The following is a 19,159-nucleotide window of genomic DNA, read 5'->3' as shown; positions in this document are numbered from 1 at the left end:
GTCCAATGCTCTGCCCGGTCCCGGGGGGCCGCGCGGCGGCGACCCGCGGTGGCGGGGTCTGCGGGCTGGTGCGCGGGCCGTTCCTGGACCCGGACGGTGCCCGGGGCGCACGCTCCGCCCCGGCCCTCGACAGTAGCGCGGCCCGGGGGCGCGGCCGCCGCCTCAGGAGACGGCGAGGACCACCGGGGTGGGCTCGGGGCGCACCCGCACGGCCAGGACGGCGACGTCGTCCTCGGCGTGGCCGGCCACCAGCTGCAGGACCTCGTCGCACAGCTCGGCCGGGGAGAGGCCGGCGAACCCGGCGACGGTGCCCGCCAGCCAGGCCAGCCCCTCGTCCAGGCTCGCGCCGCGCCGCTCGATGAGACCGTCGGTGTAGAGCAGCACCGTCGCCCCCGGCGGCAGCCCGTGGACGTGGTCGGCGCGGACGAACCCGGCCTCCAGCCCCAGGAGCAGGTCCGGGGAGGTGCGCAGCAGCTCGACCGACCCGTCCGGGGAGACCACCAGCGGCGGGGGGTGACCGGCGTTGGACCACCGCAGCCGCCAAGCGGACGAACCCTCCAGGGGCTCGACGGTGGCGAGGACCCCGGTGGCGAGGGCGCCGACCCCGAGGTCGCGCATGGCGCGGTCGAGGGCGGCCAGCGCCGCCGCCGGGGACACCTCCAGGGAGTACCCGATGCCGCGCAGCAGGTTGCGGACCTGCCCCATGGCCGCGGCGGCGTCCTGGTCGTGGCCGGTGACGTCGCCGATGACGAGGCAGGCGGTGCCGGAGGCGGTGAGGAAGGCGTCGTGCCAGTCTCCGCCGACCTGGGCGTGCTCGGCGGCGGGCAGGTAGCGGACGGCGATGTCGAGGTGCTCGGGCTGGGGCGCGGAGGTCAGCAGGCTGCGCTGCAGGGTCTCGGCGAGGCTGCGGACGGCGGCGGCGGCCTGCCGCTCGGCGCGCAGGGCCCGCACCCGGTCCAGTGCCTGGGCGGTGGAGGCGGCGAGCGCGTTGAGCAGGTCGGTGTCCTCGGAGGTCAGCTCCCGCTCCCCGCGCCAGGACAGCCCGAGGGCACCGATGACGCGGTCGGTCAGGCGCAGCGGCCACGCCGCGCTCGTCGCGGTGCCGTCCCCCTCGCGGACGGGGGCACCGCGCAGGGCGCGGGGCAGGAGCGCCGCGGCGGGGTCGGCCTCGTCCCCCAGCACCCGCAGGACGCGGTCCTCCACGACGCCCAGCACGATCCCGTCGGAGCCGAGCAGGCCCACGGCCCCGCGGGCGAGGACGTGCAGGACGTCGCTCTCCTCCTCGGCGTCGGGCAGGGCCTGCGCGACGGCCACCAGCCCGGCCAGGCGCTGCGCCTGCCACTCCTGCAGGTCGGCGCGGCGGCGCTCGGCCTCGAAGGAGGCCGCGGCCGAGAGCGCGTCGCCGACGGTGGCGGCGACCAGGCGGAGGAAGTCGAGGTAGGTGGCGTCGACGGCGACGACGTCGCTGAGCCGGGCGACCATCACCCCGGGCGAGGCGCCGCCCAGGGCGGCGGGAATGCGCACCCAGGCCAGCCGCGAGCCCGCGCCGTCCTCGCGGACCAGGACCTGGCGGGGCTTCAGCTCCGCGGGCGGCGGGGGGAGGAACGACTCGCCGCCGGGCAGCTGGAGGTCGACGGCGGGCAGGTCCGCGGAGGCGGTGGAGAGCACGTCCAGCGCGCGCTTGGCCAGCTCCAGCGGCGGCTGGAGCTCGGTGGCGAGGTCGCCGAGGCGGGTCAGCAGCTCGAGGCGGCGGTGGTCCTGGACCTGGCGGGTCGTCTCCACGGCGATGTCCATGACCCCGGCGATCGACCCGTCCTGGTCGCGGACCGGGGAGTAGGAGAACGTGAAGAACGTCTCCGCCAGGAAGCCGTCGCGCTCGAGCATCACGGGCAGGTCGGCGAACCAGACGGCGTCCCCGGCCTGGGCGGAGGCGAACAGCGGCCCGAGCTCGTCCCACGCCTCGGGGAACACCTCGCTCACGGGGCGCCCCAGCGCGTCGGGGTGCTTGCTGCCGATGACCTCCCCGTAGGCCTGGTTGTAGACCATGGTGAGCTCGGGGCCCCAGCAGAGGAGGACGGCGAAGCGGGTCTCCAGGGCCAGTTCCAGGGCCCGGCGCAGCACCGGTGGCCAACCCGACGGCTCGCCGAGGGGCGTGGAGGCCCAGTCGACGGCCTCGTAGGCCGCGCGGAGCTCCGCCGCGGGCCCGAACGGCAGACGCTTCACCAGCGCAATCTAGCCGGGGTCGGGGATCGGGGCTCGCCACCTCGAGCCGGTGGGGGACCCGGCGCCGCGGGCGCGGGGGCGCGCCCCCTGGACGGCGGCACCCCCGTGACGTATGATTGAGACTTCAAGCACTTCTGGGCGACTGAGGAGCACCTCGTGGAGATCGGCGTCAGCGCGTTCGCGGAGACCACCCCGGACCCGGGGACCGGGGAGCTCGTCAGCCACGCCGAACGGCTGCGGCAGGTCGTGGAGGAGATCGTCCTCGCCGACCAGGTCGGCCTCGACGTCTACGGCCTCGGCGAGCACCACCGCCCCGACTACGCCGCGTCCGCGCCCGCCGTGGTCCTGGCCGCCGCCGCCTCCCGCACCTCGCGCATCCGGCTCTCCAGCGCCGTGACCGTCCTCAGCTCCGACGACCCCGTCCGGGTCTTCCAGCAGTTCGCCACCCTCGACGGGCTCTCGGGGGGCCGCGCGGAGATCATGGCCGGGCGCGGGTCGTTCATCGAGTCGTTCCCGCTCTTCGGCTACGACCTCGAGGACTACGACGACCTCTACGCCGAGAAGCTCGACCTGCTGCTGGCGATCCGGCAGGACCCCGACCACGTCGTCTGGGCCGGGGACAAGCACCGCGCCGCGATCCCCGGCCTCGGCGTCTTCCCCCGCCCCGTGCAGAGCCCGCTGCCGGTGTGGATCGCCGTCGGCGGCAACCCGCAGTCCGTCGTGCGCGCCGGCACCCTCGGGCTGCCGCTGGCCATCGCCATCATCGGCGGGATGCCCGAGCAGTTCGCCCCGCTGGCCGAGCTGTACCGCGAGGCCGGGCGCCGCGCCGGGCACGACCCCTCGACGCTGCGGGTCGCCACCCACTCCCACGGGTTCGTCGCCCCCACCACCCAGCGGGCCACCGACGTCCACTTCCGCCCCTACCAGGCGGTGATGAACGGCCTGGGCCGCGAGCGCGGCTGGAACCACTTCTCCCGCACCAGCTACGAGGCCGCCCGCAGCCGCCGCGGCGCGCTGCTCGTCGGGAACCCCGAGGAGGTCGCGGAGAAGATCGTCGCGCAGCACGAGCAGCTCGGCATCGACCGGTTCATGCTCCACGTCAGCGCCGGGACCATGCCGCACGCGGACGTCCTGAAGGCCATCGAGCTGCTCGGGACCGAGGTCGCGCCGCTGGTGCGCGAGCACGTCGGCTGAGCGGGGAGGGGACGGGGCGCGCGCCCCGTCCCCGGCGCCTCAGCGCTCGCGGACGACCAGCCAGACGGCCAGCGCGGTCGCGGCGACGATGACCCCGACGAGCACCCCGGTCTGCTGCTTGCCCGTCCCCGGGGCGCCGGCGCTGACGCCCTGCACCTTCGCGGTGGCCTGGGCCTTGACGTCCTCGACGCGGTGCTGCGCGGTGGCCTTGAGGTCCTCCACCTTGGCCTGGGCCTGGCCCTTGACGTCGGCCTTGGCCGCGAGGGCGTCGGCGGTCTCGGCCAGCCGGGCGCGGGTCTGCGCGATGTCGCGCTCGAGCTCGGCGCGGTCGGTGGGCACCGGGGGCGTGGGCGGGGTCGTGGGGTGGCTCATCGCTTGAACCCCTCCTTCACGGTCTGCACGTCTTCCTTGATCCCGTCCACGGCGGCCTGCGGGACGGGCGAGCCGATCTGCTGGACCTCCTTCTTGCCCATCAGGGCCAGGACCCCGGCGAGCGCGAAGAGCACGACGGCGACGATGAGCGCGGCCAGCCAGCCGCTCACCGCGTGCGAGAGGGCGAGGATCGCCGTGGTGACCAGGGCGCCGACGCCGAAGAAGGCCAGCAGCCCGGCCCCGGTGAACATGCCCAGGCCGGTCCCGGCCTTCTTGCCCTTCTCGGCCAGGTCCACCTTGGCGAGCTGGACCTCGTCGCGCACCAGCCGCGACACCTGCTCGGTGAGCTGGCTGACCAACTGCCCGACGGACTCGTCCCCGTGGGCCGGCGCCGGGCGCGCGGCCGGGCTCGACCCCGTGGTGACGCTCAGGTCGTCGATCCGGGTGGACCCCGTGGTGGGTTGGCTCATGGTCACAGGTGTACCCCCGGCGGCGCGGGACCACACCTCGAGCAGCCCCGCGCCCGGGTCAGCACATGTGCGGGTAGACGTGGTCGGTGGGGGCGACGAACGTCTCCTTGATCGCGCGCGGGCTCGTCCAGCGCTGCAGGTTGAGGATCGAGCCGGCCTTGTCGTTGGTGCCCGAGGCGCGCGAACCCCCGAACGGCTGCTGCCCCACGACCGCGCCGGTGGGCTTGTCGTTGACGTAGAAGTTCCCCGCGGTGAAGCGCAGCGCGGCCGAGGCCCGCGCGACGGCGGCCCGGTCGGTGGCGATCACCGAACCCGTCAGGCCGTAGGACGAGCCCTCGTCGACGGTGCGCAGCACCCGCTCCCACGCACCGGGGGCGGAGTCGTCGTAGACGTGGACGGCGAGGACCGGGCCGAAGTACTCCTCGCAGAACGCGTCGTCGGCGGGGTCCTGACCCAGCAGGACGGTGGGGCGCACGAAGTACCCCTCGGAGTCGTCGTACGTGCCGCCCGCGGCGATCGTCAGCCCGTCGGTGGCCTTCGCCCGCTCGATGGCGGCGACGTTCCTCGCGTAGCTGCGGGCGTCGATGACGGCCCCGCCGAAGTGCGACAGGTCGCTGACGTCGCCGTAGGACAGCGAGTCGACGCGGTCGAGGAACTCCGCACCCATCGTGTCCCACACCGACTTCGGGACGAACGCCCGCGAGGCGGCGGAGCACTTCTGCCCCTGGTACTCGAACGCGCCGAGCAGCATCGCCGTCGACACGGTCGCGGGGTCGGCCGAGGGGTGGGCGAGGACGAAGTCCTTGCCGCCGGTCTCCCCCACCAGGCGCGGGTAGGTGCGGTAGTTCCCGATGTTCTCCCCCACCGTCCGCCACAGGTGCTGGAACGTGGCGGTGGACCCGGTGAAGTGGATCCCGGCCAGGTGCGGGTCGGGGAGCAGGACCTCGGAGACGTCGCGCCCGTCGCCGGTCAGCAGGTTGACCACGCCCGGGGGCAGGCCCGCCTCCTCCAGCAGGCGCATCGTCCACCACGCCGAGAGCGTCTGCGTCGGGGACGGCTTCCACACCACGGTGTTGCCCATCAGCGCCGGCGCGGTGGGCAGGTTCCCGGCGATGGCGGTGAAGTTGAACGGGGTGATCGCGTAGACGAACCCCTCCAGCGGGCGGTGGTCCATCCGGTTCCACACCCCCGGCGAGCTCACCGGCTGCTCGGCGATGAGCCGGCGGCCGAAGGCGACGTTGAAGCGCCAGAAGTCGACGAGCTCGCAGGGGGCGTCGATCTCCGCCTGCTGCGCGGTCTTGGACTGCCCCAGCATCGTGGCCGCGGCGATCCGCTCCCGCCAGGGGCCGGCCAGCAGGTCCGCGGCGCGCAGGAACACCGCGGCGCGGTCGTCGTAGTCCATCGCCGCCCACTCCGGGGCCGCGGCGAGCGCCGCGTCGGCTGCGGCGCGGGCCTGCTCCTTCGTGGCCGTCCCGAACGTCCCCAGGACGCTCGCGTGCCGGTGGGGCTGGACGACGTCGACGCGCTCGCCGGCGCCGAGCGCGGACTTCCCGCCGATGGTCTGGGTGAGTTCCACCGGGTTCGCGGTCTGCTCGGCGAGGGCGGCGAGCAGGCGCTCGCGCTCGGGGCTGCCCGGGGCGTAGCCGTGGACGGGCTCGTTGCGGGGGGCGGGGACGTCGGTCACGGACTGCACGTCGGACTCCTGGTTCCTGGGGGGGTTCAGCCGGCGACGAGGGAGCGGGCGAAGAAGGCGAGGTTGGCGGGGCGCTCGGCCAGGCGGCGGGAGAAGTAGCCGTACCAGTCGGTGCCGTAGGGGACGTAGACGCGGACGACGTGCCCGGCGCGGGCCAGGCGCTGCTGCTCGGGGGCGCGGATGCCGTAGAGCATCTGGAACTCCGCGGTGCCCGCGTCGCGCCCGCGCAGGAGCTCCTCCGCGAGGTTCACGATCCGCAGGTCGTGGGTGGCGATCATCGGGTAGGCGCCGCCGTCGAGGAGGGTCCGCAGGCAGCGGACGTAGGCCTTGTCGACGTCGGCCTTCGCCGGGTACGCGACCTCCGGGGGCTCGTTGTAGGCCCCCTTCACCAGCCGCACCCGCGAGCCGGCGACGGCCAGGTCGCGGGCGTCGCCCTCGGTGCGGCGCAGCATGGCCTGCAGCACGCACCCGGTGCGGGGGAAGTCCGCCCGCAGGGCGGCGACGGTCGTCAGGGTGTCGTCGACGCGGGTGTGGTCCTCCATGTCGACCGTGACGTCGACGCCGTGCTCGCGGGCGTGCGCGGCGAGGTCGTGGGCGCGCTCGGTGGCGCGCTGCGGGCCGCTGCGGCCCAGACCCTGCCCGAGGGCGGACAGCTTGATCGAGATCTCGTTGCCGGCGGCGAGGCCCTCGGCGGCGAGGCGCTCGACGAGGTCGCGGTAGCCGGCGACGGTCTCGTCGGCCTGGGCCTCCTCGGTGACGTCCTCCCCGAGGCGGTCGAGGGTGGCGGCGATGCCGTCACCGGTGAGGGTGCGCACGGCCGCGGTGGCCGCGTCGACGTCGTCACCGGCGACGAAGCGGGCGACGACGGGGCGGCTGAGGCTGCTGCCGGTCACCAGGGACCGCACGCCGCGGTTGCCGGCGACGCCGAGGAGGAGTTGTCCGAACACCCCTCGACGCTAGGACTCCCCGGGGCTCTGGGGCCACCGACGATCGTCACGCCTTCGCCCCCGGTCGTCATCCAGGTGGATGATGCCGGGGTGAACGCCGCCGACCAGGTGCAGGACCTCGTGGACGCGATCGCCGAGGCGGCCGGGGCGCCGGTGACCCTGGAGGACCGCGACCTGCTGCTGGTGGCCTCCTCCGGCCACGACGACGTCATCGACGACGTGCGGCGCAGCTCGATCCTGCGCCGGCGCTCGGACCCCCTCGTGCAGCGCCTCTTCGCCGGCTTCGGCATCGCCCGCGCCACGGGGCCGCTGCGCATCCCCGGCGACCCCGCGGTCGGCCGGCTGCCGCGGTGGTGCCTGCCGGTGCGCTGGCGGGGGGTGACCTACGGCTACCTGTGGCTGCTGGACCCGCACGACCGGGTCCGGGTCGAGGACCTGGAGCGCCTGCACGACGCCCTCGACCTCGTCGCGGCCCACCTGGCGACCCGGGCGCGGGCCGCGGACCGCACCACCTGGGCGGTCGGGGAGCTGCTCTCCACCGAGGCCGGTTCCCGGGCCCGCGCCGCGGAGGAGCTGCAGCGCGACGGGTTGCTGCCCGCGACGGTGTCCGTCGTGGCCCTGGCCCCCGTCGACGGCGGGCCGGCCGGGGTGGTCAACGGGTGGCTGCTGCCGCGGTCCGTGCTCGTCGCCGCGGTCGGGCACCGCGCGGCCCTGGTCGTCCCCGCCCCGCTGGGGGCGCGCGAGGTCGCCGAGCGGGCCGCGGCGGCGCTGTCGTCGCAGCACCCCGCCGGCCTCGCCGTCGGGGTGTCCGGGCCGGTCGCGGCCGGCGACGCCCACACGGGCTGGCAGCAGGCCGACGCGGCGCTGCGCTCCGGCGGCGCGGGGATGCGGGAGTGGGAGCGGCTGGGGGCGCTGCGGCTGAACGCGGTGGCCGACCCCGTGACCCTGGGCGCCGCCGTCCGCGACGAGCGGGCGCGGCGGCTGCTGGCCGCCGAGCCCGAGCTCGCCCTGACCGCGCGGACCTACCTCGACCTCGCCGGCAGCGCCCAGCGCACCGCGGCGGCGCTGTCGATCCACCGGCAGACGCTCTACCACCGGCTGCGCCGGGTCGAGGCGGTCAGCGGCTACGTCCTGGACGACGGCCGCGACCGCCTCGCCCTGCACCTGGCGCTCGTGCTGGGCGGGTGAGGGTCAGTTCCCGCGCGGGTTGAGCTGCTCGGGGTCGGCGTCGGCGTCGGTGCCCTGGTCGTCGCGGACGCCGTCCTCGCTGGGGACGTCGCGCAGGTCGCGGGGGTTCAGCTGGCCGGGGTCGGCGTCGGTGTCCGGGGTGGTCTCGGGTCCGGGGGCGTCGTTCGGTGTGCTCATGCCCCCACCCTGCTCCCGGTCGCCGGGCCCAGCGCGCTGGAGAGCCGATCCGGCCCCGCGCCGGACCGGGCCGGGGCTCAGCCCGTCGCGCCGACGCGCACGGCGACGAGGGCGACGTCGTCCTCGGGGCGGGGGGGCAGCAGCTCCCGCAGCAGCGCGTCGCACAGCTCCTCCAGGCCGAGGCCGGCGTGGCGCGACACCGCGTCGAGCAGGCGGTCGGTGCCGACGTCGAGGCCCTGGTCGTGGCGCTCGACGAGGCCGTCGGTGTGGAGCAGGACGGTGTCCCCGGCGCGGAGCAGCAGGTCGCGGCCGTGGCGCGCGGTGGTCGGGTCGATGCCCAGCAGCAGGTCCGGCTCCTCGTCCCCCTCGTCGAGGAGCACCGCCCCCCGCCCCGGGCGCAGCAGCACCGGGCCGGGGTGCCCGGCGCTGGAGAACCGCAGGAGCACCCCGTCGGGGCGGGGGTCCAGGCGCGCCACCAGGGCCGTCGCCAGGGTGCCCACCCCGAGGCCCGCCATCGCCGCGTCCAGGCGCGAGAGCAGGCCGGCGGGGCCGTCGGGGGCGGCGAAGGCGATGCCGCGCAGCAGGTTGCGCAGCTGGCCCATGGCCGCGGCGGCGCGGGTGTCGTGACCGATGACGTCGCCGATGACGAGCATCGTCGAGCCGTCGGGCTGGTGGAACGCGTCGTACCAGTCCCCGCCCACCTGGGTGGCCTGCGCGGCGGGGAGGTAGCGGACCGCGGTCTGCCAGCGCGGGGACTGCGCGGGCGGGGTCAGCAGGTCCCGCTGCAGGCCCTCGGCGATCCGCTGCTGCTGCCCGTAGAGGCGGGCGTTGTCGAGGGCGAGGGCGGCGCGCTCGGCGACGCCGGAGGCGGTGGCGACGTCCTCGGGGTCGAACCCGCGGCGACCGCGCCCGCGGGCCAGGGTGACCAGGCCCACCGTGCGGCCGCGGGCGCGCAGCGGCAGCAGCATCGCCGAGCCCGGGTCCAGCGCCCGGGCGTGGTCGCGGGCGGGACCGGGGCCGAGGACGGCGCTGATCGCGTCGACGGCGGGTTCGGGCAGGACCACCGGGCGGCCACTGCGGACGGCCTGGGCGGCGTAGGAGGCCCCGCCGCGGGCCCGCAGCGAGGACATCCGGGTCTCGGCGTAGGCCCGCAGGAGCTCCTGGCGGTCGGGGTCGACGTGCTGGTGCCCGACGTCGCGCAGCTCGCCCTGGTCGTCGACCAGGGTGACCAGGCACCAGTCCCCCAGGACGGGGACGAGGACGCCGGAGAGGCGGGCCACGGCGGTCTCGGCGTCGAGGGTCCCCGACAGGTGGGCCCCGACCCCGGCGAGCAGCTGCACCTGCAGCGCGGCGCGCCCGGCGGCCTCCTCGGGGGCCCGGCGGGCCGCGGCGGGCATCAGCAGGACGCTGGTCCCCTCCCCGTCGGGCCAGGCGCGCAGCGAGCACCACACCGCGAGGGGGGCGGGGTGCAGCAGCTCGGCGCCGGCGGGGCGCCCGGTCCGGGCCACCTCGAGCAGCACCGCGTCGACCTGGGAGCCCGCGGCGAGGGGGAACACGTCGCCCCAGCGGCGGCCCAGGAGGTGCGCGCGGGGGCGGCCGGCGAGGCGTTCGGCCTCGGCGTTGAGCCGGCGCAGGACGCGGTCGCCGTCGAGGGCGTAGTAGGCGGCGGGGAGGGAGTGCAGGGCGCCGGGGAGGTCGGGGCCGGGGTCGGGAGCGGGCACGACGGCGGGACCTCCTCACCGGTCGCAGGGGTGCCCGACTCTAGCCAGTCCGTCGCGGTGCCGGTGGGGCTTCAGCCGTCCTCGGGCTCGTCGGCCAGGGCCTGCTCGACGCGGCGCAGCAGCTCCAGCAGCCGGCGGCGGTCCGCGGGGGCGAGGACCGCGAAGGCCCCGGCGGCGCTGGCGCGGGAGCGGCGGCCCAGCTCCGCCAGCACCCCGTGCCCGGCGGGGGTGGGTTCCAGCAGCAGCGACCGGCGGTTGCCGGGATCGGGGGTGCGGCGCAGCAGCCCGGCCTCCTCGAGGGGGTCGACGAGGTCGGTGAGGGAGCGGGGGGCGATCCGCAGCCGGGCGGCGACCTCCCCCATGCGGGGCGGGTGCGGGCAGCGGCCGACGACGCGCAGGACGTGGCCCTGGGCGGGGGTGATGCCGAGGTCCTCGACGTCGCCGTGGCTGCGCCGGCGCAGGCGCTGCTGCAGCGAGCGCAGGGTCTCGAGGAGCTCGCCGTCCAGGTCGTCCACGTCGTCACCCTAGCTGATCGTGAGGTAACCTCATCGTGAGGTGACCACACGATCAAGGAGGTGCCCGTGCGCGAAGTCCCCCGCACCGCGGGTGAGGACCCCGGGACCCCGCCGCCCCGCCGCGAGGAGGTCCGCCGCGTCCTGCGGCTGTTCCGCCCCCACACCCGCCCGCTGGGCCTCGTCGGCGTCCTCATCGCCCTCTCCGCCGTCGCCGGCGTCGCGTCCCCGTTCCTCATCCGCGAGGTCGTCGACGTCGCCCTGCCCCGCGGCGACCTGCGCCTCCTGGCGTGGCTGGCCGCCGGGCTCATCGGCATCGTCGTCGCCACCACCGCCCTCGACGTCCTCCAGAGCCTGCTCACCACCCGCGTCGGGCAGGCCGTCATGCACGGCCTGCGCACGGCGCTGTACTCCCACCTGCAGCGCATGTCGCTGGGGTTCTTCGCCCGCACCCGCACCGGCGAGGTCCAGTCCCGCATCGCCAACGACATCGGCGCCCTGCAGACCGTCGTCACCTCCACCGGCGCCGACCTCGTCCAGAACCTCGCCACCGTCGTCGTCACCGTCGTGGCGATGCTGGCCCTGGACTGGCGCCTGGCCCTGTTCTCCTTCGTCGTCCTGCCGTTCTCGGTGTGGCTCAACCGCCGCGTCGGGCGGCTGCGGCGGCGCATCACCGCCCAGCGCCAGCGCCAGCTCGCCGAGATGTCCGCCACCGTCGAGGAGACCCTCTCGATCTCGGGGATCCTGCTCACCCGCACCACCGGGCGCACCCCCGAGGTCGTCGAGCGCTTCACCCGCCAGTCCGACGATGTCGCCCGCCTGGAGGTCGGCTCCGAGATGGCCGGGCGCTGGCAGTGGTCGCTCATCACGCTGACCATGGCCGCCGTCCCCGCCCTGACCTACCTGCTCGGCGGGTGGATCCGCGGCACCGGGACCGCGCTGAGCATCGGCACCCTCGTCGCGCTGGTGACCCTGCAGGCCCAGCTGTTCCGGCCCCTGGGCGCGCTGCTGCGCATCGTCGTGCGCCTGCACGCCTCGATGGCCCTCTTCACCCGCGTCTTCGAGTACCTCGACACCCCCGTCGAGGTCGCCGAGCGCCCCGGCGCCGTGGACCTGCCCCGCCCCCGCGGCCACGTCCGCTTCGCCGGGGTCTCCTTCGCCTACCCCGGGGCCGGGCAGGACACCCTGACGGGGATCGACCTCGACGTGCCCGCCGGCACCTCGCTGGCCGTCGTCGGGACGACCGGCTCGGGCAAGACGACCCTGGGCTACCTGCTGGCCCGCCTGTACGACGTCGACTCCGGCGCGGTGCTGCTCGACGGCCACGACGTGCGCGACCTCACCGCGCGCTCGCTGTCCGACGCCGTCGGCGTCGTCACCCAGGAGACGTTCCTGCTGCACGCCAGCGTCGCGGACAACCTGCGCTTCGCGAAGCCGGACGCGACCGACGAGGAGCTGCGCCGGGCCGCGCGCGCCGCCCAGGTCGACGACGTCCTCAGCGCCCTGCCGCAGGGCTACGACACCGTGGTGGGCGAGCGCGGCTACCGGTTCTCCGGCGGTGAGAAGCAGCGGATCGCGCTGGCCCGCACGGTGCTGCGCGACCCCCCGGTCCTGCTGCTCGACGAGGCGACCTCGGCCCTGGACACCCGCACCGAGCGGGCCATGGCCGCGGCGCTGGCGGAGCTGTCCAGCGGGCGGACCACCGTCACCATCGCCCACCGGCTCTCCACCGTGCGCGACGCGGACCAGATCGTGGTCCTCGACCGCGGCCGGGTCGCCGAGGTCGGCACCCACGCGGAGCTGCTGGCCCGCGGGGGCCGCTACGCCGGGCTCGTCGCCGCCGACGCGGCGCGCGCCGAGCCGCTGGAGCAGCCCGCGGGGTCGTAGCGCGGGAGCGGGCGGGGCCGGGGAGCCGGGCGGGGTGGCTCAGCCGGTCTCCCCCGCGGGGCGGCTGGAGGCGACCAGGCGCTGCACCCGGGCGACGACGTCGTCGAGGTCGGTGACCGGGACCCCCATGGAGGAGGAGGCCCAGAGCCCGTCGCCGATGCACTGGATGAGCCGAGCCAGGACGCGGTCGCCGCCGACCTGCTCCTCGATGAGCCGGCGCCAGGCGTCGTTGACCTCGGTGTAGACCGCGACCGTGCGGGCGTCGCCGGCCTGGGCCAGCCGCATGGTGGCGATGATGACCCGGCTCAGCGGGTCGACGTCCTCGCCGCTCACCTGGGCCTCGGTGGCGGAGGTGCGCACGTAGTACGCGGCCGGCCCCTCGGGGGCGGCGCGCATCTGCTCGCGGTCCTCGGCGGCGAGCCGGCGCACGCGGTCCAGGAGCCCCTCGACGAGGGCGTCCTTGGACCCGAAGTGGTAGAGCAGCCCGCCCTTGGAGACCCCGGCGGAGGTGGCGACGGCTTCGAGGGTGGCCGAGCGGGCCCCGGTGGCGACGACGATTTCGGCGAAGGCGTCGACGAGGCGGTCGCGCGTCGCGGCGGGGTCACGGGCCATTCCGACGAGGGTAAACGACCTTCCCGCTGTACCGTCCGGACGGTACAGTGGACGGGACCACCGACCCGAAGGACGAGAGAGCGATGACCCCGCCCGCCCGGCAGCCCGCGCACCCGAACCCGGCGCTCCCCCTCGACCCCGGTCGACCCGCGAGCACCCGCCGGCAGTGGGCGGCGCTGGCGGTCCTGGTGCTGCCGGTGCTGCTCATCTCCATCGACATGACGGTGCTGAGCTTCGCGCTGCCCGCCATCAGCGAGGCGATGTCGCCCACCGGCACGCAGCTGCTGTGGATCGTGGACGGGTACTCCCTGGCCATCGCCGGGCTGCTCGTCACCATGGGCACCCTCGGGGACCGCCACGGGGCCCGGCGGATGCTGCTCGTCGGCGGCGCCGGGTTCGGCGTGGTGTCCCTGCTCGCCGCGTTCGCCGACTCCCCGACCGCGCTCATCGCCGCCCGCATCGCCCTCGGCGTCTTCGGCGCGACCCTCATGCCCTCCACGCTGTCGCTGCTGCGCAGCACCTTCACCGACCGCGAGCAGCGCCGGACGGCCTTCGCGGTGTGGGCCGGCGGGTTCGCCGCCGGCGGCGCGCTGGGGCCCATCGTCGGCGGCTGGCTGCTGGAGCACTTCTGGTGGGGCTCGGTGTTCCTGCTCAACGTGCCGTTCATGGTGGCGCTGCTGGTGCTGGTGCCGCTGCTCGTGCGCGAGCACCGCTCCCCCGCCGCGCGCGGGCGCATCGACGTCACCAGCGTCGCCGTGTCCATCCTCGCCCTGACCGCGCTGGTCTACGGGGTCAAGACCCTCGCCGAGCACGGGCCCACCGCGGCGCCGGTCGCCACGACCCTCCTCGGCGCGGGCCTGGCGGTGGTCTTCGTGCGCCGCCAGAACGCGCTGGCCGACCCGCTGCTGGACGTGGACCTCTTCCGCCTGCCCGTCTTCCGCGCCTCGGTGCTGGCCAACCTCATGAGCATCTGCGGCATGACGGGGATGCTGTTCGCCGTCTCCCAGCACCTCCAGCTCGTCCTCGGCCTGCGGCCGCTGACCGCGGGCCTGCTGCTGCTGCCCGGCGCCGTCGTCACCTTCCTCGCCGGTCTCGCCGCCGCCCGCCTCGCCCGCCGGCTGCGGCTGGACCTGCTCATCGTCACCGGCCTGCTGCTGGGCACCGCCGGGTACGCGGTGATGGCCACGCTGGGCGCCGGTCGCGGCACGGCGGCGGCCGCGCAGCTCGCCGTGGCCTTCGCCGTGCTGTGCGCGGGGGCCGGGCTGGCCGAGACCCTCACCAACGACGCGATCCTCTCCGCCGCCCCGGCGGAACGCTCCGGTGCCGCGTCGGCGATCTCCGAGACCGCCTACGAGGTCGGCGCGGTGCTGGGCACGACCGTCCTGGGCAGCGTGCTCAACGCCGTCTACCGCGGCCGGGTCGAGCTGCCCGCGAGCGCGTCCCCGGAGCAGGCCGGCGCGGCCCGGGAGACCCTCGGCGGGGCGGTGGAGGTGGCCGCGGCGCTGCCCGACGGCCCGGCGCTGCTGGACTCCGCCCGCGCCGCGTTCGCCCAAGGCCTGGACGCGACGGCGCTGGCCGGGGCGGTGCTGACGGCGGCGGCGGCGTTCGTGGTCTGGCGCACGCTGCGCCCGGCCCGGGGCGCGGCCGCCGTGGACGTCACCCCCCGGGAGGTGGCGGTCGCCGAGCGGGCCTAGCGTCGGGGCGTGGCGAAGACGACGCGGTCCGGGAAGCCCGTGGAGAGCGAACTGCCCAGCACCCTGCGGCGCTCGGACGCGAAGGCGCAGGAGACGTTCGCGAAGGCGCACGACTCCGCCGAGGAGCAGTACGGCGAGGAGTCCCGGGCGAACCGGGTCGCGTGGGCGGCGGTCAAGCACACCCACGAGAAGGTCGGGGACCACTGGCAGCCCAAGGAGGACGGGCGCAGGGGGCCCTCGGACCCGCAGGCCGAGGGGGACGTGACGACCCACCGCCGCACCTCGGGCGGGGTGGACGAGCACGCCACGAAGGAGCACCTGCTCGGCCTCGCCCGCGAGCTGGACGTCCGCGGCCGTTCGACGATGACCAAGGCCGAGCTGGTGCGGGCGATCCAGCGGGCCAACGACGCCGCGACGGCCCGGGCGCGGTCGGAGCAGGAGTAGCCGGGGCGGGGGCGGTCAGCGCCGCAGCAGCGGGGCCGCGCACCGGCGGTGCGCGGCCTCGACCTCCTCGCGCTGGGCACGGGCGCGCTCGGCCAGCCCGCGCAGGGGGCTGCCCCGGTCCGCGGGCCCGGTGGCGGCGAGCTCGTCGAGCAGCCGGGCGGCCACGGCGCGCCGGTGCAGGTCGCCGAGGACGCCCTCGAGGACGAGGAGCCCCTCGACGACGCCCGCGCGCGCGGGCTGGGCGGGCAGCGCGCCGGCGACGACCCCGGTGGCGCGCTGGAGCGCGGGCACGCGGTGCAGCAGGGGCAGGAGACGGCCGGCGCGGGCGGAGAGCCAGCTGGCGCCGAGCACGGTCCAGTCGGTGGGGGCCCCGAGCCGGCGCATGGCCGCGCGCAGCGCGGCGCGGTCGGCCCCGACCTCGCGGCGCACCCGCAGCAGCGTCGTGCGCTCACCGGCGAGGGCCTCGCTCGCGGCGGCGCGGCGCAGCTGCTCGAGGAGGCCGGTGGTCGCGGCGAGCTGCTCGTTGAGGTAGGCGCGCACGGCGGGGTCGGCGGCGGGGACCGCCGGGGGGCGGCGGAACGGTCGACGACCCGCCAGCAGGGCGGTGGTGGGAGTCGGCAGCACAGGAGGACGCTAACCCGCGCCGGGCCGGCGGCGCCCCCCGCGCCGCGGCGGCGCCTGCCGCCCGGGGCTGGGGCCCCTGCGGCGGGAGGGACGGACGGGACGGGTGTGACGCAGCGTCACCCCCGACGGCCCACGACCTGCGGCGTTCGGATGGAGCAGCCCCTTCGCGTGACGTAGCGTGCTGAGTCGGTTACAGATTCGCACTCAGGTGGGGGAACGCATGGACGGCGCGCAGGGCGGCATGCTCATGACCGAGGGGCCCGCGATCGACACCACGGTCACCCTCATGCCCACGACCGCGGTGGACGGCGCCCCCGCCTCCTGGCACACCGGCACCGTCCGCTCCTGGACCGCCGGCGCCGCCGGGCTCGTCGTCACCAGCCACGTCAGCGCCACCCCCGACACCGTCGAGGCCCTCGACGGCCAGCGCGTCTGGGTCAGCACCGACGCCGGCGGCGCCGACGGCGTCACCCCCCACGCCGTCTTCCAGGCCGTCGCCCAGGCCCACCGCGACGACGAGCTCGCCCTCACCGGCGTCATGCTGCTCGCCTCCGAGACCCGCCGCGCCGCCGTCCGCGCCCCCGTCGCGGTCACCGCGCACCTGACCACCGCCGACGGCGTCGCCGACGTCCGCACCATCGACTACTCCCGCACCGGCATGCGCATCGAGGGCGCGGCGGACGTGCCCGCCCACGGCGAGCTCGAGGTCGACCTCGAGCTCGGGGACGGGCTCGAGGTCCACGCCCGCGGCGAGGTCCTGCGCGTGGACCAGGAGTCCGGCGAGGCCGTCGTGCGGTTCGTGGAGCTGGAGGAGAGCGCCGCGCAGGTCCTGGAGCGCAGCGTCCTCAGCGAGCTGGCCCGCCAGTCGCGCGGCTGACCGCACCCGCCCGCGCGGGCCAGGGCCGCCCCTGACCGGCCCCAGCCGGCCCGCGCCGGCCCCTCAGCGCAGCAGGTCCAGGCGCAGCTCGGCCACGTCGAAGCGCCCGGAGACGACGTCCTCGGCGAAGGCGTCCAGGGTCACGCCCGTGGCGTAGGCGTGGGCGCGCAGCAGGGCCAGGGCCTGCTCGCTCGGCACGGCCAGGACGAGGTCGGCCATGCCGGCGGCGATCCACACCTGCCGGCGCCGGTGCGTGGCCGGGGAGTCCCGCCACCCGTCGAGGGCGGCGCCGTCCCCGCCCGGGTGGTCGCGGTCCACGTCGCCCCCGGGCTCGTGCAGGGTGCCGACCAGGACGGCCGTGGTGGCCGCGGCGACGTCCTGGGCGTCGAGGACGTCCCCGCCGTCCAGCGGCCGGGAACGGAGCAGGTAGAGGTCGAGCACCCCGACGGGGACACCGCCCGCCCGCAGGGGGACGCTGAGGCCCCCGCGGAACGGGGTGCGGCTGAAGTGCTGCTCGGCCAGCACCGGCCACTCCCGCGCGAACCCCTCCTCGGTGACCACCACCGGGCGCCCGGTGGTCATCGCCCGGAAGCACGGTCCCTCGCCGACGGTGTACTGCAACCGCTCCGCGACGGAGGCGTCCTCGTCGCTGGCGCCGAGCGGAACCCGGGCGTCGGGACCGCTCATCAGGCTCAACCCCGCCGCGTCGAAGGCCGTGACGCGCGCGCAGGCCCGGGCCAGGACGCTGGGCAGGAGGTCCTCCCCCCGGACGGCCACCTCACCCCGCCACGCGGTGGTGAAGGCGTCCACGAGGCGGCTCACCGCCGCCCCCCGCGCTCGCACCCGCCGCGGCGGTCGACGGGGACTGCGGTGATCGGCGACATCGGTGCTCCACGGTGCGGTTCGGGTCCAGGGGCGGCGTGAGCGCCCCCCGGCACGGTAGGACAGCCCCGCGCTCCGCACCCCCCGGGCCCGCGCCGCGGCGGCGCCGCCCTCAGGCCCCGTCCGCGTCGGGCGCCGCCTCCGGCTGCTGCGCCCACCACGCCCGCAGCTCCCGCTCGGCGACCTCCGCCCCCAACGGCCCCCGGTCCATCCGCAGCCCCAGCAGGAACTGGTAGGCCCGGCCCACCACCCGCGAGGGCCCGATCCCCAGCAGCGCCATGATCTGCGTGCCGTCGAGGTCGGGGCGGATGCTGTCCAGCTCCTCCTGCTCGCGCAGCCGCGCGATCCGCGCCTCCAGGTCGTCGTAGGCGTCGGCCAGGCGCTTGGCCTTGCGGGCGTTGCGGGTCGTGCAGTCGCTGCGGGTCAGCTTGTGCAGCCGCGGCAGCAGCGGGCCCGCGTCGGTGACGTAGCGGCGCACCGCGGAGTCGGTCCACTCCCCGTCGCCGTAGCCGTGGAAGCGCAGGTGCAGCTCGGTGAGCCGCGCCACCGCCTTGATCGTGTCGTTGTCGAAGCGCAGCGCCTTCAGCCGCTTCGCCACCAGCTTCGCCCCCACCACCTCGTGGTGGTGGAAGCTCACCCCGCCGCCCTCCTCGAACCGGCGCGTGCGGGGCTTGCCGATGTCGTGCAGCAGCGCCGACAGCCGCAGCAGCAGGTCCGGGCCCGGGACGTCGCCGCCCTCCAGGTCGATGGCCTGCTGCAGCACCGTCAGGGAGTGCTCGTAGACGTCCTTGTGGCGGTGGTGCTCGTCGATCTCCAGCTGCAGCGCCGGCAGCTCCGGCAGCACGTGCTCGGCCAGCCCGGTGTCCACCAGCAGGCGCAGACCCGCGACGGGGTCGGCGGCCAGCAGCGTCTTCTCCAGCTCCACCCGCACCCGCTCCGCGGACACGATGGCGATCCGCGCGGCCATCGCCGTCATCGCGGCCACCACGTCGGGGGCGACCCGCATCCGCAGCTGCGCCGCGAACCGGGCCGCGCGCATCATCCGCAGCGGGTCGTCGGAGAACGACCGCTCCGCCGTGCCCGGGGTGCGCAGGACCCCCGCGGCGAGGTCGGTGAGGCCGTCGTGGGGGTCGGCGAAGTCCAGCGACGGCAGCCGCAGCGCCATCGCGTTGACGGTGAAGTCGCGCCGCGACAGGTCGCCCACGAGGTCGTCGCCGTAGGCGACCTCCGGCTTGCGGGAGTCCGGGTCGTAGCTCTCCGAGCGGTACGTCGTCACCTCGACCACGACGTCCTTCTTGCGCGCGCCGATCGTGCCGAAGTCCCGCCCGACCTCCCAGTGCGCGTCGCCCCACGCCTTCAGCAGCCGGACGGTGTCGTCGGGGCGGGCATCGGTGGTGAAGTCCAGGTCGGCGGAGCGGCGGCCGAGGAAGGCGTCGCGGACCGGGCCCCCCACCAGCGACAGCTCGAACCCGGCCCCCGCGAAGACCCGGCCGAGGTCGACGAGCAGCGGCATCACCGGTTCCAGCGCGGTGATCGCGCGGGTCCGGGCTTCCTCCATCGCCCGTTCCAGGGCGGTCGTCGGGTCCGTCGGGACGGTCGGGCTGGGCGGGTCGGGCAGCACGGGGTCCAAGCCTGCCATGGA

General features: G+C 76.2%; 18 protein-coding genes. 6 read left to right on the top strand and 12 right to left on the bottom strand.

Features of this window, described 5'->3' with window-relative positions:
- Positions 1-162: 162 nt before the first annotated feature.
- On the bottom strand, positions 163-2,223 hold the full coding sequence (locus KRAD_RS24315) for a SpoIIE family protein phosphatase (RefSeq protein WP_049821169.1): 2,061 nt from the start codon (positions 2,221-2,223) through the stop codon (positions 163-165).
- A gap of 156 nt (positions 2,224-2,379) precedes the next feature.
- On the opposite strand from KRAD_RS24315, the gene KRAD_RS11365 reads away from it, so the two are divergent.
- Positions 2,380-3,417 (top strand): LLM class flavin-dependent oxidoreductase, encoded by a 1,038-nt coding sequence (locus KRAD_RS11365; protein ID WP_012085751.1) that lies wholly within the window; start codon positions 2,380-2,382, stop codon positions 3,415-3,417.
- Between the two features lie 39 nt (positions 3,418-3,456).
- Here KRAD_RS11365 and KRAD_RS11360 read toward each other — a convergent pair whose 3' ends face one another.
- Genes KRAD_RS11360 through KRAD_RS11345 form a run of 4 tightly spaced genes read right to left on the bottom strand, consistent with a single transcriptional unit; the run spans position 3,457 to position 6,899 of the window.
- Positions 3,457-3,789: a DUF3618 domain-containing protein gene (locus KRAD_RS11360; RefSeq protein ID WP_012085749.1), complete on the bottom strand. Its 333-nt coding sequence runs from the start codon at positions 3,787-3,789 to the stop codon at positions 3,457-3,459.
- Positions 3,786-4,259, bottom strand: a complete 474-nt coding sequence (locus tag KRAD_RS11355) for a phage holin family protein (protein ID WP_012085747.1) — start codon at positions 4,257-4,259, stop codon at positions 3,786-3,788. The genes KRAD_RS11360 and KRAD_RS11355 overlap by 4 nt, the downstream gene beginning before the upstream one ends.
- Before the next feature lie 58 nt (positions 4,260-4,317).
- Positions 4,318-5,952: an L-glutamate gamma-semialdehyde dehydrogenase gene (gene pruA / locus KRAD_RS11350; protein ID WP_012085745.1), complete on the bottom strand. Its 1,635-nt coding sequence runs from the start codon at positions 5,950-5,952 to the stop codon at positions 4,318-4,320.
- Positions 5,953-5,978: 26 nt separating this feature from the next.
- Complete coding sequence (locus KRAD_RS11345) at positions 5,979-6,899, bottom strand: proline dehydrogenase family protein (protein ID WP_012085742.1); 921 nt, start codon at positions 6,897-6,899, stop codon at positions 5,979-5,981.
- A gap of 90 nt (positions 6,900-6,989) precedes the next feature.
- Here KRAD_RS11345 and KRAD_RS11340 point away from each other — a divergent pair, with 90 nt between their 5' ends.
- Complete coding sequence (locus KRAD_RS11340; protein WP_012085741.1) at positions 6,990-8,087, top strand: PucR family transcriptional regulator; 1,098 nt, start codon at positions 6,990-6,992, stop codon at positions 8,085-8,087.
- Between the two features lie 3 nt (positions 8,088-8,090).
- On the opposite strand, the gene KRAD_RS26000 is transcribed toward KRAD_RS11340, so the two are convergent.
- The 3 genes from KRAD_RS26000 to KRAD_RS11330 all read right to left on the bottom strand — a co-directional run bounded on the left by KRAD_RS26000 (position 8,091) and on the right by KRAD_RS11330 (position 10,500).
- Positions 8,091-8,264, bottom strand: a complete 174-nt coding sequence (locus tag KRAD_RS26000) for a hypothetical protein (RefSeq protein ID WP_157873574.1) — start codon at positions 8,262-8,264, stop codon at positions 8,091-8,093.
- A gap of 77 nt (positions 8,265-8,341) precedes the next feature.
- Positions 8,342-9,985 carry a SpoIIE family protein phosphatase gene (locus tag KRAD_RS11335; protein WP_012085739.1) on the bottom strand — a complete coding sequence of 548 codons (1,644 nt, stop codon included), beginning with the start codon at positions 9,983-9,985 and terminating at the stop codon, positions 8,342-8,344.
- A 71-nt stretch (positions 9,986-10,056) separates the two neighbouring features.
- Positions 10,057-10,500, bottom strand: a complete 444-nt coding sequence (locus tag KRAD_RS11330) for a MarR family winged helix-turn-helix transcriptional regulator (RefSeq protein ID WP_012085737.1) — start codon at positions 10,498-10,500, stop codon at positions 10,057-10,059.
- 60 nt (positions 10,501-10,560) lie between these two features.
- Here KRAD_RS11330 and KRAD_RS11325 point away from each other — a divergent pair, with 60 nt between their 5' ends.
- Positions 10,561-12,384: an ABC transporter ATP-binding protein gene (locus KRAD_RS11325; protein WP_012085735.1), complete on the top strand. Its 1,824-nt coding sequence runs from the start codon at positions 10,561-10,563 to the stop codon at positions 12,382-12,384.
- A 39-nt stretch (positions 12,385-12,423) separates the two neighbouring features.
- On the opposite strand, the gene KRAD_RS11320 is transcribed toward KRAD_RS11325, so the two are convergent.
- Positions 12,424-12,996: a TetR/AcrR family transcriptional regulator gene (locus tag KRAD_RS11320; protein WP_012085732.1), complete on the bottom strand. Its 573-nt coding sequence runs from the start codon at positions 12,994-12,996 to the stop codon at positions 12,424-12,426.
- Between the two features lie 83 nt (positions 12,997-13,079).
- On the opposite strand from KRAD_RS11320, the gene KRAD_RS11315 reads away from it, so the two are divergent.
- A complete protein-coding gene (locus KRAD_RS11315; RefSeq protein WP_012085730.1) occupies positions 13,080-14,690 on the top strand; it encodes an MFS transporter in 1,611 nt (536 codons plus the stop codon).
- Positions 14,691-14,699: 9 nt separating this feature from the next.
- Positions 14,700-15,134: a ChaB family protein gene (locus KRAD_RS11310; RefSeq protein ID WP_041292036.1), complete on the top strand. Its 435-nt coding sequence runs from the start codon at positions 14,700-14,702 to the stop codon at positions 15,132-15,134.
- Between the two features lie 15 nt (positions 15,135-15,149).
- Here KRAD_RS11310 and KRAD_RS11305 read toward each other — a convergent pair whose 3' ends face one another.
- The gene (locus tag KRAD_RS11305; RefSeq protein ID WP_012085725.1) at positions 15,150-15,758 is read right to left on the bottom strand and encodes a hypothetical protein; all 609 of its coding nucleotides are present in this window, start codon (positions 15,756-15,758) and stop codon (positions 15,150-15,152) included.
- Positions 15,759-15,978: 220 nt separating this feature from the next.
- Between KRAD_RS11305 and KRAD_RS11300 the strand changes: the two genes are divergently transcribed.
- On the top strand, positions 15,979-16,635 hold the full coding sequence (locus KRAD_RS11300) for a PilZ domain-containing protein (protein ID WP_041292035.1): 657 nt from the start codon (positions 15,979-15,981) through the stop codon (positions 16,633-16,635).
- A 63-nt stretch (positions 16,636-16,698) separates the two neighbouring features.
- On the opposite strand, the gene KRAD_RS11295 is transcribed toward KRAD_RS11300, so the two are convergent.
- Positions 16,699-17,457: a GAF domain-containing protein gene (locus tag KRAD_RS11295; RefSeq protein ID WP_012085722.1), complete on the bottom strand. Its 759-nt coding sequence runs from the start codon at positions 17,455-17,457 to the stop codon at positions 16,699-16,701.
- A gap of 172 nt (positions 17,458-17,629) precedes the next feature.
- Positions 17,630-19,156, bottom strand: coding sequence for a CCA tRNA nucleotidyltransferase (locus KRAD_RS11290; protein WP_012085721.1), 1,527 nt, complete (start codon positions 19,154-19,156; stop codon positions 17,630-17,632).
- Positions 19,157-19,159 lie beyond the last annotated feature (3 nt).

This window comes from Kineococcus radiotolerans SRS30216 = ATCC BAA-149, assembly GCF_000017305.1.
In the GTDB taxonomy this organism is placed as follows: Bacteria; Actinomycetota; Actinomycetes; order Actinomycetales; family Kineococcaceae; genus Kineococcus; species Kineococcus radiotolerans.
The sequence above is the reverse complement of the archived record's forward strand: the minus strand, read 5'-3'. Positions and strand labels throughout refer to the sequence as shown.